Here is a 14,253-nt window from a genome sequence, read left to right on the forward strand (position 1 = left end):
GAGATGAGTTATTCTGTGATGTTCGCTTTACTCCTGCTCACGCCGCTGCTTTTTTCGCTGCTCTGTTTTGCCTGCCGGAAACGGGGATACTCTGCGACTCGCACGGTGACAGTACTACATAGCTTAGGGATCACACTGCTGCTGATTCTGGCACTGTGGGTGGTCCAAACTGCCGCTGATGCGGGAGAAATATTCGCTGCGGGACTGTGGCTTCATATTGATGGTCTGGGCGGTTTGTTCCTCGCCATTCTTGGTGTGATTGGCTTTCTCACCGGTGTTTACTCGATTGGCTACATGCGTCATGAAGTGGCTCACGGCGAGCTTTCACCCGTTACGCTGTGCGATTACTACGGTTTCTTCCATCTGTTTTTGTTCACCATGCTGCTGGTTGTTACCAGCAATAACCTGATTGTGATGTGGGCGGCAATCGAAGCCACCACCTTAAGCTCGGCGTTTCTGGTAGGCATTTACGGTCAGCGTTCATCTCTGGAAGCTGCATGGAAGTACATCATTATTTGTACTGTTGGTGTCGCTTTTGGTCTGTTCGGTACCGTGCTGGTATACGCCAACGCCGCCAGCGTTATGCCGCAGGCAGAAATGGCGATATTCTGGAGCGAGGTTCTTAAGCAATCGTCCTTGCTTGACCCAACATTAATGCTGTTGGCCTTTGTGTTTGTGCTAATTGGCTTTGGCACCAAAACCGGGCTATTTCCCATGCACGCCTGGCTGCCGGATGCTCACAGTGAAGCGCCGAGTCCGGTCAGCGCCCTGCTCTCCGCCGTATTGCTGAACTGCGCGCTGTTGGTGCTGATTCGCTATTACATCATTATTTGCCAGGCCATCGGCAGCGATTTCCCCAACCGGTTGTTGCTCATCTTCGGCATGTTGTCGGTTGCCGTGGCGGCATTTTTCATTCTGGTACAGCGGGACATTAAGCGTCTGCTGGCGTACTCCAGCGTGGAGAACATGGGACTGGTCGCGGTGGCGCTAGGCATTGGCGGGCCGCTGGGAATTTTTGCTGCGCTGCTGCACACCTTAAACCACAGTCTGGCAAAAACGCTGCTGTTCTGCGGTTCCGGCAATGTACTGCTCAAGTACGGCACGCGCGATCTCAACGTCGTCTGCGGAATGCTCAAAATCATGCCATTTACCGCCGTGCTGTTTGGCGGCGGTGCGCTGGCGCTGGCCGGGATGCCGCCCTTCAACATTTTTCTTAGCGAATTTATGACCGTTACCGCCGGACTGGCTCGTAATCACCTGTTGATTATCGTCCTGCTGTTATTGCTGTTAACGCTGGTGCTGGCGGGCCTGGTACGGATGGCTGCGCGGGTATTAATGGCGAAACCGCCGCAGGCCGTTAACCGGGGTGAACTTGGCTGGTTGACCACCTCGCCAATGGTGATTCTGCTGGTCATGATGCTGGCGATGGGAACGCATATTCCACAACCTGTCATCAGGATCCTGGCGGGCGCTTCCACTATAGTCCTCTCAGGGACGCACGACCTGCCTGCACAACGTAGCACCTGGCATGATTTTTTGCCTTCAGGCACCGCATCTGTTTCGGAGAAACACAGTGAACGTTAATTCATCGTCAAATCGTGGCGAAGCGATTCTCGCCGCCCTGAAAACGCAGTTCCCCGGCGCGGTGCTGGATGAAGAGCGACAAACGCCTGAACAGGTCACCATTACGGTGAAAATAAATCTGCTGCCTGACGTTGTACATTATCTTTATTATCAACATGATGGCTGGCTTCCGGTCCTGTTTGGCAACGACGAGCGGACACTTAACGGTCATTACGCGGTTTATTATGCCCTTTCAATGGAAGGGGCCGAAAAATGCTGGATCGTGGTGAAGGCACTGGTCGATGCCGACAGTCGGGAGTTTCCGTCAGTCACACCGCGCGTCCCTGCCGCGGTCTGGGGCGAGCGAGAAATTCGCGATATGTACGGGCTGATTCCGGTTGGCCTGCCGGATCAGCGTCGCCTGGTGTTGCCCGATGACTGGCCGGAAGATATGCATCCGCTGCGCAAAGACGCGATGGATTATCGACTGCGCCCTGAACCGACGACTGATACCGAAACGTATCCGTTTATCAACGAGGGCAACAGCGATGCGCGGGTGATCCCTGTTGGCCCGCTGCATATCACCTCCGATGAACCAGGTCACTTCCGCTTGTTTGTGGATGGCGAGCAAATTGTCGATGCTGATTACCGCCTGTTTTATGTCCATCGCGGCATGGAGAAACTGGCAGAAACGCGGATGGGCTACAACGAAGTGACCTTCTTGTCGGACCGCGTGTGCGGGATTTGCGGTTTTGCCCACAGTGTGGCCTATACCAACTCGGTTGAAAATGCACTGGGGATTGAGGTGCCACAACGAGCGCATACCATTCGTTCGATTCTGCTGGAAGTCGAACGGCTGCACAGTCATTTGCTCAATCTTGGCCTCTCCTGCCATTTTGTTGGTTTTGATACCGGTTTTATGCAATTTTTCCGCGTGCGGGAAAAGTCGATGACGATGGCGGAATTGCTGACCGGGTCGCGTAAAACCTACGGTCTGAATCTGATTGGTGGTGTTCGCCGCGATATTCTCAAAGAGCAACGTCTGCAAACGATGAAACTGGTGCGCGAGATGCGCGCCGACGTGTCGGAGCTGGTAGAGATGCTGCTTGCCACGCCGAATATGGAACAACGCACTCAGGGCATTGGCATTCTCGACCGACAAATCGCCCGTGATTATAGCCCCGTAGGGCCGCTGATCCGTGGCAGTGGTTTTGCCCGTGATTTGCGCTTTGATCACCCCTACGCCGACTACGGCAATATTCCAAAAACGCTGTTTACCTTTACCGGCGGCGATGTCTTCTCCCGCGTGATGGTCCGTGTCAAAGAGACGTTTGATTCGCTGGCAATGCTGGAATTTGCCCTCGACAACATGCCGGATACCCCACTGCTGACCGAAGGCTTTAGCTATAAACCTCACGCATTCGCGCTGGGCTTTGTTGAAGCGCCACGCGGTGAAGACGTGCACTGGAGCATGCTCGGTGATAACCAAAAATTGTTCCGCTGGCGCTGTCGTGCCGCCACCTACGCCAACTGGCCAGTGCTGCGTTACATGCTGCGCGGCAATACCGTTTCTGACGCACCGCTGATTATCGGTAGCCTTGATCCCTGCTACTCCTGTACCGACCGTGTGACGCTGGTTGATGTGCGCAAGCGCCAGTCAAAAACCGTGCCGTATAAAGAGAGCGAACGCTACGGCATTGATCGTAACCGTTCGCCGCTGAAGTAAGGACAGAAAATGCTGAAGTTACTGAAAACTATTATGCGCGCCGGAACCGCGACGGTGAAATATCCCTTCGCGCCACTGGAGGTCAGCCCAGGCTTTCGCGGGAAACCGGACCTGATGCCCAGCCAATGTATTGCCTGCGGTGCCTGCGCCTGTGCTTGTCCGGCAAATGCGCTGACTATCCAGACCGACGACCAGCAAAATACGCGCACCTGGCAGCTCTATCTGGGGCGTTGTATTTACTGCGGACGTTGTGAAGAAGTGTGCCCGACCAGAGCCATTCAGCTTACCAATAACTTTGAACTGACCGTCACCAATAAAGCCGATCTCTATACCCGCGCGACGTTCCATCTACAACGTTGCAGCCGTTGCGAACGCCCGTTTGCCCCGCAAAAAACCGTCGCACTGGCTGCAGAACTGTTGGCACAGCAACAAAATGCACCACAAAACCGCGAAATGTTGTGGGCGCAAGCGAGCGTCTGCCCGGAATGCAAACAACGCGCGACGCTGATCAACGACGACACAGATGAACCCCGGGTGGCTAAGGAGCAGCTATGAGTCCAGTGCTTACGCAACATGTCAGCCAGCCCATCACGCTGGACGAACAAACGCAAAAGATGAAGCAGCATTTGTTACAGGATATCCGTCGCTCGGCCTACGTTTATCGCGTCGATTGCGGCGGCTGCAACGCCTGCGAAATCGAAATTTTTGCCGCCATCACACCAGTATTCGACGCAGAACGTTTTGGCATTAAGGTTGTTTCATCACCGCGTCACGCCGATATTTTGTTATTTACTGGCGCAGTCACCCGGGCGATGCGTATGCCTGCACTTCGGGCATATGAGTCTGCCCCCGATCATAAAATCTGTGTTTCCTACGGCGCGTGCGGTGTCGGCGGCGGTATTTTCCACGATCTCTACAGCGTCTGGGGCGGCAGCGACACCATTGTCCCCATTGATGTTTGGATCCCCGGCTGTCCGCCAACACCGGCCGCCACCATTCACGGTTTCGCCGTGGCGCTCGGTTTGCTACAACAGAAGATTCACGCGGTGGATTATCGCGATCCCACCGGGGTGACCATGCAACCGCTGTGGCCGCAGATCCCGCCATCACAGCGTATTGCCATTGAGCGAGAAGCGAGGCGGCTGGCGGGCTATCGTCAGGGGCGAGAAATTTGCGATCGGCTCCTGCGCCATTTAAGCGACGATCCTACAGGAAATCGGGTTAACACCTGGTTGCGCGAAGCCGACGATCCGCGTCTCAATAGTATCGTTCAGCAACTCTTTCGCGTTCTCCGGGGGTTACATGGCTGAGGAGTGCGGGGAAATTGTTTTCTGGACGCTGCGAAAAAAATTTATCGCCAGTAGCGACGAGATGCCGGAACACAGCTCCCAGGTAATGTATTACTCGTTGGCTATCGGTCATCACGTTGGCGTGATTGATTGTCTGAATGTCGCCTTCCGCTGCCCACAGACGGAATACGAAGATTGGCTTGCACAGGTCGAAGAGGAGCAAGCCCGACGTAAGATGCTGGGGGTGATGACCTTTGGTGAGATTGTTATTGACGCCAGCCACACCGCCCTGTTGACCAGGGCATTCGCGCCACTAGCAGATGACGCGACGTCTGTGTGGCAGGCGCGTAGCATTCAATTCATTCATCTGTTGGATGAAATTGTGCAGGAACCGGCCATCTATCTGATGGCCAGAAAAATTGCGTGAGAAGGATTTCTCATTAATAAGGACTGTTGATGGCTATGTCAGACGAGGCGATGTTTGCCCCGCCACAAGGAATAACAATTGAAGCGGTAAACGGAATGCTCGCGGAGCGGTTAGCGCAGAAACACGGCAAGGCGTCTTTATTACGCGCCTTCATCCCGCTGCCGCCGCCGTTCAGCCCGGTACAACTTATTGAACTGCATGTTCTCAAAAGCAACTTCTATTACCGCTACCATGATGATGGCAGCGATGTGACGGCAACAACAGAGTATCAGGGCGAGATGGTCGATTATTCGCGCCACGCCGTCCTTCTCGGCAGTAGTGGAATGGCGGAGCTACGCTTTATTCGCACCCACGGCAGTCGTTTTACTCCCCTGGATTGCACACTGTTTAACTGGCTGGCACACATAATCACTCCGGTTCTGCAATCATGGCTCAATGATGAAGAACAGCAGGTGGCGCTGCGTTTGCTGGAGAAAGATCGCGATCATCATCGGGTACTGGTGGATATCACTAATGCAGTGTTGTCACATCTTGATCTCGACGATCTGATCGCTGACGTCGCTCGTGAGATCCATCATTTTTTCGGTCTGGCTTCAGTCAGTATGGTACTGGGCGATCATCGAAAGAACGAGAAGTTCAGCCTGTGGTGCAGCGATCTTTCTGCCTCACATTGTGCGTGTCTGCCACGCTGTATGCCTGGCGAAAGTGTATTGCTGACACAAACGCTACAAACCCGACAACCGACCTTGACGCACCGTGCAGACGATCTGTTTCTCTGGCAACGCGACCCGTTATTACACTTACTTGCATCTAACGGCTGCGAATCTGCGCTCCTTATACCGCTCACCTTTGGCAACCATACACCGGGTGCATTGTTGCTGGCGCATACCTCTCCCACTCTCTTTAGTGAGGAAAACTGCCAGCTACTACAACATATTGCCGATCGCATCGCTATTGCCGTTGGCAATGCCGATGCCTGGCGTAGCATGACCGATTTGCAGGAAAGCTTACAGCAAGAAAATCACCAGCTTAGCGAGCAGCTCCTTTCGAATCTGGGCGTCGGTGACATTATCTACCAAAGCCAGGCAATGGAAGATTTACTCCAGCAGGTAGATATTGTGGCGAAGAGCGACAGTACGGTGTTGATTTGTGGTGAAACCGGAACCGGCAAAGAGGTGATCGCCAGGGCGATCCATCAACTGAGCCCGCGACGCGACAAGCCGCTGGTCAAAATCAACTGCGCCGCTATCCCCGCCAGTCTTCTGGAAAGTGAGTTATTCGGTCACGACAAAGGGGCATTTACTGGCGCGATTAACACTCATCGTGGTCGTTTTGAAATTGCCGATGGCGGCACGTTATTTCTCGATGAAATTGGCGATCTGCCGTTAGAACTTCAGCCCAAACTGCTACGCGTATTACAGGAGCGGGAAATTGAGCGTCTCGGTGGGAGTAGAACGATCCCGGTGAATGTCAGAGTCATTGCCGCCACCAACCGTGATTTGTGGCAAATGGTAGAAGATCGCCAGTTTCGCAGCGATCTCTTTTATCGACTTAACGTCTTTCCACTGGAATTGCCGCCGCTACGCGACCGTCCGGAAGATATCCCTCTTTTAGCAAAACATTTTACACAAAAAATGGCGCGCCATATGAATCGCACAATTGATGCCATTCCAACAGAAGCGCTACGCCAGTTGATGTCGTGGGACTGGCCGGGCAACGTGCGCGAGCTGGAAAACGTGATTGAGCGAGCGGTATTACTGACTCGCGGTAACAGTCTGAATTTACATCTTAATGTCCGCCAAAGCCGTTTACTGCCGACGTTAAATGAAAATTCGGCGCTTCGCAGTTCAATGGCGCAGTTACTGCACCCGACGACGCCAGAGAATGACGAAGAAGAACGTCAGCGCATTGTTCAGGTATTGCGAGAAACCAATGGCATTGTTGCCGGGCCCCGTGGCGCGGCGACGCGATTAGGGATGAAGCGCACCACGCTGCTATCACGAATGCAGCGGCTGGGGATCTCGGTTCGCGAGGTGTTGTAATCTGTTTTTGCAGGAGTATGCATGAGAAACAAACTCTCTTTCGACTTGCAGTTGAGCGCCAGAAAAGCGGCAATCGCTGAACGGATTGCCGCCCATAAAATTGTCCGCAGCAAAGTGTCGGTCTTTTTAATGGCGATGTCCGCAGGCGTGTTTATGGCGATCGGATTTACTTTTTACCTTACCGTTATCGCCGATGCCCCGTCTTCACAGGCATTAACCCATCTGGTGGGTGGCCTTTGCTTTACACTCGGCTTTATTTTGCTGGCGGTTTGCGGCACCAGCCTGTTCACCTCGTCGGTAATGACGGTGATGGCAAAAAGTCGGGGCGTTATTAGCTTGCGAACATGGCTGATTAATGCACTTCTGGTGGCCTGCGGTAATCTGGCAGGTATTGCCTGTTTCAGTTTGTTAATCTGGTTTTCCGGGCTGGTGATGAGTGAAAACGCGATGTGGGGAGTCGCGGTTTTACACTGCGCCGAGGGCAAAATGCATCATACATTTACTGAATCTGTCAGCCTCGGCATTATGTGCAATCTGATGGTTTGTCTGGCGCTGTGGATGAGTTATTGCGGACGTTCATTATGCGACAAAATCGTCGCCATGATTTTGCCCATCACCCTGTTTGTCGCCAGTGGCTTTGAGCACTGTATCGCCAATTTGTTTGTGATTCCGTTCGCCATTGCCATTCGCCATTTCGCCCCTACCTCCTTCTGGCAACTGGCGCACAGTAGCGCAGACAATTTTCAGGCACTGACGGTCAGCCATTTTATTACCGCCAATCTGCTCCCGGTGATGCTGGGTAATATTATCGGCGGTGCAGTGCTGGTGAGTATTTGTTATCGGGCTATTTATTTACGTCAGGAACCCTAAAAATCAGCCCGGCGAAACAGTTCGTCGGGCTGAAGATTAGTCTTGCGCGATTTGACCATCGGGCCAGGCGTGAATCACGGCTTTGATCAGCGTCGCCAATGGAATGGCGAAGAATACGCCCCAGAATCCCCACAAACCACCGAAGATCACTACTGATAAAATAATGACCAGCGGATGCAGGTTAACCGCTTCGGAGAACAACACAGGTACTAACAGGTTGCCGTCCAGCGCCTGAATGATCAGATACACCGCGAAGCAGCTCCAGAATTCCGTGCCAGCACCAAACTGGAATAGCGCCACGCCAACCACCGGAATGGTCACCACAAATGCACCAATGTACGGAATAAGTACCGAGAAGCCGACCAGCACCGCCAGCAGCAGCGAATAGTTCAGCCCGAAGAGTAAGAATCCCAGCCAGGTGGCGATCCCCACCACGATCATCTCCAGCACTTTGCCGCGGATATAGTTGGTGATTTGTTGATTCATCTCCTTCCATACCTGTCCTGCCAGTCCACGGTTACGTGGCAGCACCCGACGAACGGCGTTCAGCATCTGCTCTTTGTCTTTCAGCAGGAAGAAGACCATCAATGGTACCAGCACCAGATAGACGGCAATGGTCAGCAAACCGACCAGCGAGGCGAGGGAAATTTTCACCACCGAATCGCCCATGGTCAGCATCCGACTGCGCATATTTTCGGCCATTGCATCAATAATGCCCGCATCCATTAACGCCGGATAGCGGCGCGGCAACGTGGCGGCAAAGTCAGAAAGCTTATTGAGCATCCCCGGCATATCGCGAATTAAGTAGATGCCCTGCTGCCAGGCGATAGGCAGTACCACGAACGCCATCAATAGCAATATACCGACGAAAACCACCAATACAATCGACGTCGCCCAGCGGCGGGAGCAGCCAATAGATTGCAGGCGCACGGTTGGCCATTCCAGCAAATAGGCCAGCACAATAGCCACCAACAGCGGAGCAAGCAGGCCACTAAAGAAAAAAATAATGCCAAATCCGGCAACTAAAATAACCAGCAAGGCAATCGCTTCCGGGTCGCTAAAACGGCGGCGATACCATTGCATCAACATTTCGAGCATAAAGACCTTCCCTGAACCTCAAGAGCGGGATTGCGATCCGCGATTGTATCGAAATGTCACAAAAAAGACTTCGCTTTTTATGACGGATTCAGGAAACTGAAAAGTCATTTGAGTGGGCTAATCTTCGCCGTTACACTCAAAGGCGGCGCGGTGGGAACGATATTTCACAGTATCGGTCAAATGACTATCTTCAGAAATACAGGATAGAGGTTATGTTCAGGCAGTTGAAAAAAAACCTGGTTGCAACCCTCATTGCTGCTATGACCATTGGTCAGGTAGCCCCGGCGTTTGCCGACAGCGCAGACACCTTGCCGGATATGGGAACCTCCGCAGGAAGCACGCTTTCCATTGGCCAGGAAATGCAGATGGGCGACTATTATGTCCGCCAGCTACGCGGCAGCGCGCCGTTAATTAATGACCCGCTGTTAACGCAATATATTAATTCGCTGGGGATGCGTCTGGTTTCGCATGCCAATTCGGTTAAGACACCGTTTCATTTCTTTCTGATCAACAACGACGAAATTAACGCCTTTGCTTTCTTTGGCGGCAACGTGGTGCTGCACTCTGCCCTGTTCCGTTATTCCGATAACGAAAGTCAACTGGCTTCAGTTATGGCGCACGAAATCTCCCACGTCACCCAACGTCACCTGGCGCGAGCGATGGAAGATCAGCAGCGCAGCGCACCACTGACCTGGGTCGGGGCATTAGGTTCTATTTTACTGGCGATGGCCAGTCCACAAGCAGGGATGGCGGCGCTAACCGGTACGCTGGCGGGAACGCGCCAGGGTATGATCAGTTTCACCCAGCAAAATGAACAGGAAGCGGACCGCATTGGTATTCAGGTGCTGCAACGCTCAGGATTCGATCCGCAGGCGATGCCAACCTTCCTCGAAAAATTGCTCGATCAGGCGCGTTACTCCTCGCGTCCGCCGGAAATTTTATTGACTCACCCGTTGCCGGAAAGTCGTCTGGCAGATGCCCGCAACCGTGCTAATCAGATGCGCCCGATGGTGGTGCAGTCGTCGGAGGATTTCTATCTGGCGAAAGCGCGCACACTGGGGATGTATAATTCCGGACGTAATCAGCTCACCAGTGATTTGCTGGATGAATGGGCGAAAGGAAACGTTCGTCAGCAACGAGCGGCGCAATATGGTCGTGCTTTACAGGCGATGGAAGCCAATAAATACGACGAAGCGCGTAAAACGCTGCAACCGTTACTGGCGGCAGAACCTGGCAACGCATGGTATCTCGATCTGGCTACCGATATCGATCTTGGGCAAAACAAAGCCAATGACGCTATCAATCGCCTGAAAAATGCCCGCGATTTGCGCACCAATCCGGTGTTGCAGCTCAACCTGGCGAACGCTTATCTGCAAGGGGGGCAACCACAGGAAGCGGCCAATATTCTGAATCGCTACACTTTTAACAATAAAGATGACAGCAACGGCTGGGATTTACTGGCACAGGCGGAAGCCGCACTAAATAACCGCGATCAGGAACTGGCTGCGCGAGCAGAAGGTTATGCGCTCGCCGGGCGACTCGATCAGGCCATTTCCTTGTTGAGTAGCGCCAGTTCTCAGGTGAAATTAGGCAGCCTGCAACAAGCGCGTTACGATGCGCGCATCGACCAGTTGCGCCAGCTGCAAGAACGCTTTAAGCCTTATACCAAGATGTAATTCGCATTAAAGGAAGAACAATGACCAAACAGGTAAAAATCTACCATAACCCACGCTGTTCAAAGAGCCGGGAAACGCTGAACCTGCTGAAAGAAAACGGCGTGGAGCCAGAAGTGGTGCTCTACCTTGAGACACCCGCCGATGCGGCAACGCTGCGCGATTTGCTGAAAATGCTGGGAATGAATAGCGCTCGTGAATTGATGCGCCAGAAAGAGGATCTTTATAAAGAACTGAACCTGGCTGACAGTTCGCTTAGCGAAGAGGCGCTGATTCAGGCAATGGTGGATAATCCGAAGCTAATGGAGCGCCCGATTGTGGTCGCGAATGGCAAAGCGCGAATTGGTCGTCCACCGGAGCAGGTGCTGGAAATCGTGGGTTAATAAGTGCTCCATCGCTAGTTGAAGCACATTGCCGGATGCGACGCTTGCCGCGTCTTATCCGGCCGACGAATACTATGGGTGCATATCCGACAATAAACGTCTTGTCTACAGTTTCAGAATTTCTTTCACAAACGGAATGGTCAGCTTACGTTGCGCGGTAATCGACGCACGATCCAACTGATCCAACGTCATAAATAACGTGCGCATCTCTCTGTCGAGCCGCTTCAGCAAGAAACGCCCCACATCTTCCGGCAGTTCAAAACCACGCAAACGCGCGCGTAACTGTAGCGCCTGCAACTTATCTTCATCAGAAAGAGGCTGCAATTTGTAGATCTGCCCCCAGTCGAGTCGCGACGCGAGATCCGGTAATCCCAGATTCAACTGCCGCGGTGGACGATCGCCGGTGATTAACAACCGTGTTTTACCCGATTCCAGAATTCGATTGTAGAGATCGAAAATCGCCATCTCCCACAACTCATCGCCTGCAATACACTCAATGTTGTCGATACAGACCAGCGACAAATGCTCCATACCGTCGAGCACTTCCGGAACAAACCAGGTGCGTTTATCCAGCGGGACATAGCCCACCGCATCGCCACGCTGCGACAATTCCGCGCAAGCCGCGTGCAGCAGATGGCTGCGCCCCGCGCCTTCGCGTGCCCAGAGATAGATGTAACCGCTATGTTCCTGACGCAGCACGTTTTGCAGCGCGGCCAGTAAAGAGGAGTTATCCCCCGGCCAGAAACTTGCAAAGGTTTCGTCGTCAGGAAGATAAAGTGGCAAAGAGAGCTGTGCCGGTGTGTTCAGAGATACCTCAACCAGGATTTCACAAAATCGCGAGAAGTTTACCACAGAATCCCATGATGTTTGAACCGGGCAGCAACACTGCCCGGTCGGTACATTATTTGTCTGTTATATCCGCGTCTTCTGCGTCCAGCACCACTTCTTCAGGTCGCAGCACACTAATCAGTTTGAAGATCAAACTTAAGCCGATACCGACGATGGTCGCCAGCGCCATACCTTTCAGCTCCGCCGCGCCGATGTTTACCTTCGCGCCACTGACACCGATGATCAAAATCACGGAAGTCAGGATCAGGTTCTGTGCTTTGTTGTAATCCACTTTCGATTCGATCAAAACACGAATACCGGAAGCACCGATAACACCATAAAGCAGCAGCGAAACGCCGCCCATCACCGGCAATGGGATCATCTGGATAGCAGCAGCCAGTTTACCGACGCAGGAAAGCAGGATAGCGAAAATCGCCGCCCCGCCGATAACCCAGGTACTGTAAACACGGGTGATCGCCATCACGCCAATGTTTTCCCCGTAGGTGGTGTTTGGCGTGGAGCCAAAGAAGCCGGAGATCACGGTCGACAAGCCGTTAGCAAACATCGAACGGTGCAGACCTGGATCGCGCAGCAGATCTTTTTTGACGATATTAGCCGTTACTACCAGGTGCCCTACGTGTTCGGCAATAACCACTAACGCCGCTGGCAGAATAGTCAGAATGGCAAACCACTCGAAGCGCGGCGTATAGAGAGTTGGCAGCGCAAACCAGTGAGCATTAATAATCGGCGTGGTATCGACAATTCCCATTGCGAAAGAGAGCGCGTAGCCCACCAGCACGCCAATTAAAATCGGGATAATTGCCAGGAAACCACGAAACAGCACGGAACCTAAAACCGTGACTGCCAGCGTGGTAATGGAGATGATGATGGTTTTGGAGTCTGGCGTTTGCCCTTCAGCCGGGAGTAAACCTGCCATACCGGCAGCTACGCCCGCCAACTCCAGACCGATGACGGCAACGATTGCGCCCATTGCCGCAGGTGGAAACAGCACGTCCAGCCAGCCGGTCCCCGCTTTCTTCACGATAAAAGAAACCAGGCAGAACAGCACGCCGCACATAATAAAGCCGCCCAGCGCGACTTCATACCCTAACGGCAACAGTAACAATACCGGTGAAATAAAGGCAAAGCTGGAACCAAGATAAGCCGGGATTTTCCCTTTACAGATGAAGAGATACAGCAGCGTTCCTATACCGTTAAATAACAGTACAGTCGCCGGGTTAATATGAAATAAGACGGGCACCAGGACGGTTGCACCAAACATGGCGAACAAATGTTGCAAACTAAGCGGGATTGTCTGTAAAAGTGGCGGTCTTTCACTCACCCCGATAGCACGGCGCGTCATAGTATTATCCTCTGTATTATGTGTTATAGGCGCTTTACTCAAAAAAAAGCCGACTCTTAAAGTCGGCTTTAATTATTTTTATTCTTTATTTCGTACCAAAGATTTTGTCACCGGCATCGCCGAGGCCCGGAATAATGTATCCGTGCTCGTTCAGTCCCTGGTCAATCGATGCAGTATACAGTTCGACGTCCGGGTGCGCTTTTTCCAGCGCTGCGATACCTTCTGGCGCAGCTACCAGCACCAGAACTTTGATGCTGCTGCAGCCCGCTTTTTTCAGCAGGTCGATGGTCGCGATAACGGAACCACCGGTTGCCAGCATTGGGTCAACGATCAGCGCCATACGCTCATCGATGTTAGAAACCAGTTTCTGGAAGTACGGTACCGGCTCCAGCGTTTCTTCATTACGGTACATACCGACGACGCTAATGCGCGCGCTCGGAACGTTTTCCAGCACACCGTCCATCATCCCCAGACCCGCACGCAGAATTGGCACAACGGTAATTTTCTTACCTTTGATCTGGTCGATTTCTACCGGGCCGTTCCAGCCTTCGATAGTTACTTTTTCCGTTTCGAGGTCGGCGGTCGCTTCGTAAGTCAGCAGGCTACCCACTTCGGAAGCGAGTTCGCGAAAGCGCTTGGTGCTGATATCTTGCTCACGCATCAGTCCCAGCTTGTGTTTGACGAGTGGGTGTTTGACTTCCACGATCTTCATACTCTTTCTCCTTTGAGGGGCAGCCACAAAAAAAATCGACGGATTATACCTCCTTTCTTCAAGGCGGCAATATTATTTTCGTTGATTTGAGTCAAAATGATAACGGTTTTAGATAAAGTTACTTTATATTCATGTGGTTATGAAAGAATATTATTCCATCCAAAAACTCTTCTTTGCCACAGTGCAGCTATTCTTTCGCCGCGCGCTTGGGAAAATGAAGTGCAAAAAGGTTGTGTAAAGCAGTCTCGCAAACGTTTGCTTTCCCTGTTAGAATTGCGC

13 protein-coding genes are annotated in these 14,253 nt (G+C 52.7%); 9 read left to right on the forward strand and 4 right to left on the reverse strand.

What is annotated here, in order from left to right; all coding sequences use genetic code 11:
- Positions 1 to 3: 3 nt before the first annotated feature.
- From hyfF to focB, 7 genes are read left to right on the forward strand one after another with little or no spacing between them, the layout of a single operon-like run.
- Positions 4 to 1,584 (forward strand): hydrogenase 4 subunit F, encoded by a 1,581-nt coding sequence (hyfF, locus tag QUE34_RS15005; protein ID WP_103253403.1) that lies wholly within the window; start codon positions 4 to 6, stop codon positions 1,582 to 1,584.
- Positions 1,574 to 3,289 carry a hydrogenase 4 catalytic subunit HyfG gene (gene hyfG / locus QUE34_RS15010; protein ID WP_286338846.1) on the forward strand — a complete coding sequence of 572 codons (1,716 nt, stop codon included), beginning with the start codon at positions 1,574 to 1,576 and terminating at the stop codon, positions 3,287 to 3,289. The genes hyfF and hyfG overlap by 11 nt, the downstream gene beginning before the upstream one ends.
- A 9-nt stretch (positions 3,290 to 3,298) precedes the next feature.
- Positions 3,299 to 3,844 carry a hydrogenase 4 subunit H gene (gene hyfH, locus QUE34_RS15015; protein ID WP_032303531.1) on the forward strand — a complete coding sequence of 182 codons (546 nt, stop codon included), beginning with the start codon at positions 3,299 to 3,301 and terminating at the stop codon, positions 3,842 to 3,844.
- Entirely contained in the window at positions 3,841 to 4,599 is a 759-nt protein-coding gene (gene hyfI, locus QUE34_RS15020; protein ID WP_000075547.1) for a hydrogenase 4 catalytic subunit HyfI, read from the forward strand. The genes hyfH and hyfI overlap by 4 nt, the downstream gene beginning before the upstream one ends.
- Positions 4,592 to 5,005 (forward strand): hydrogenase 4 assembly chaperone HyfJ, encoded by a 414-nt coding sequence (hyfJ, locus tag QUE34_RS15025; RefSeq protein ID WP_000796783.1) that lies wholly within the window; start codon positions 4,592 to 4,594, stop codon positions 5,003 to 5,005. Before hyfI ends, hyfJ begins: the two co-directional genes overlap by 8 nt.
- Before the next feature lie 29 nt (positions 5,006 to 5,034).
- Positions 5,035 to 7,047 (forward strand): DNA-binding transcriptional regulator HyfR, encoded by a 2,013-nt coding sequence (gene hyfR, locus QUE34_RS15030; protein WP_032303533.1) that lies wholly within the window; start codon positions 5,035 to 5,037, stop codon positions 7,045 to 7,047.
- 21 nt (positions 7,048 to 7,068) lie between these two features.
- Positions 7,069 to 7,917, forward strand: a complete 849-nt coding sequence (gene focB, locus QUE34_RS15035; RefSeq protein ID WP_032303534.1) for a formate transporter FocB — start codon at positions 7,069 to 7,071, stop codon at positions 7,915 to 7,917.
- A 36-nt stretch (positions 7,918 to 7,953) separates the two neighbouring features.
- Here focB and QUE34_RS15040 read toward each other — a convergent pair whose 3' ends face one another.
- Positions 7,954 to 9,015: an AI-2E family transporter gene (locus QUE34_RS15040; RefSeq protein ID WP_000892043.1), complete on the reverse strand. Its 1,062-nt coding sequence runs from the start codon at positions 9,013 to 9,015 to the stop codon at positions 7,954 to 7,956.
- Positions 9,016 to 9,227: 212 nt separating this feature from the next.
- Between QUE34_RS15040 and bepA the strand changes: the two genes are divergently transcribed.
- Together bepA and arsC are read left to right on the forward strand one after the other, a co-directional pair.
- The gene (bepA, locus tag QUE34_RS15045) at positions 9,228 to 10,691 is read left to right on the forward strand and encodes a beta-barrel assembly-enhancing protease (protein WP_000489665.1); all 1,464 of its coding nucleotides are present in this window, start codon (positions 9,228 to 9,230) and stop codon (positions 10,689 to 10,691) included.
- Positions 10,692 to 10,711: 20 nt separating this feature from the next.
- The gene (gene arsC, locus QUE34_RS15050; protein ID WP_000166449.1) at positions 10,712 to 11,071 is read left to right on the forward strand and encodes an arsenate reductase (glutaredoxin); all 360 of its coding nucleotides are present in this window, start codon (positions 10,712 to 10,714) and stop codon (positions 11,069 to 11,071) included.
- Between the two features lie 105 nt (positions 11,072 to 11,176).
- Here the strand turns inward: arsC and QUE34_RS15055 are convergent, their stop codons facing one another.
- From QUE34_RS15055 to upp, 3 genes are all read right to left on the reverse strand, one after another.
- Positions 11,177 to 11,878 (reverse strand): DnaA inactivator Hda, encoded by a 702-nt coding sequence (locus QUE34_RS15055; RefSeq protein WP_001307333.1) that lies wholly within the window; start codon positions 11,876 to 11,878, stop codon positions 11,177 to 11,179.
- Positions 11,879 to 11,972: 94 nt separating this feature from the next.
- Complete coding sequence (uraA, locus tag QUE34_RS15060) at positions 11,973 to 13,262, reverse strand: uracil permease (RefSeq protein WP_000198328.1); 1,290 nt, start codon at positions 13,260 to 13,262, stop codon at positions 11,973 to 11,975.
- Positions 13,263 to 13,347: 85 nt separating this feature from the next.
- Positions 13,348 to 13,974 carry a uracil phosphoribosyltransferase gene (upp, locus tag QUE34_RS15065; protein WP_001295473.1) on the reverse strand — a complete coding sequence of 209 codons (627 nt, stop codon included), beginning with the start codon at positions 13,972 to 13,974 and terminating at the stop codon, positions 13,348 to 13,350.
- Positions 13,975 to 14,253: the final 279 nt, after the last annotated feature.

This window comes from Escherichia sp. KS167_9B (genome assembly GCF_030295215.1).
GTDB lineage: Bacteria > Pseudomonadota > Gammaproteobacteria > Enterobacterales > Enterobacteriaceae > Escherichia > Escherichia coli_F.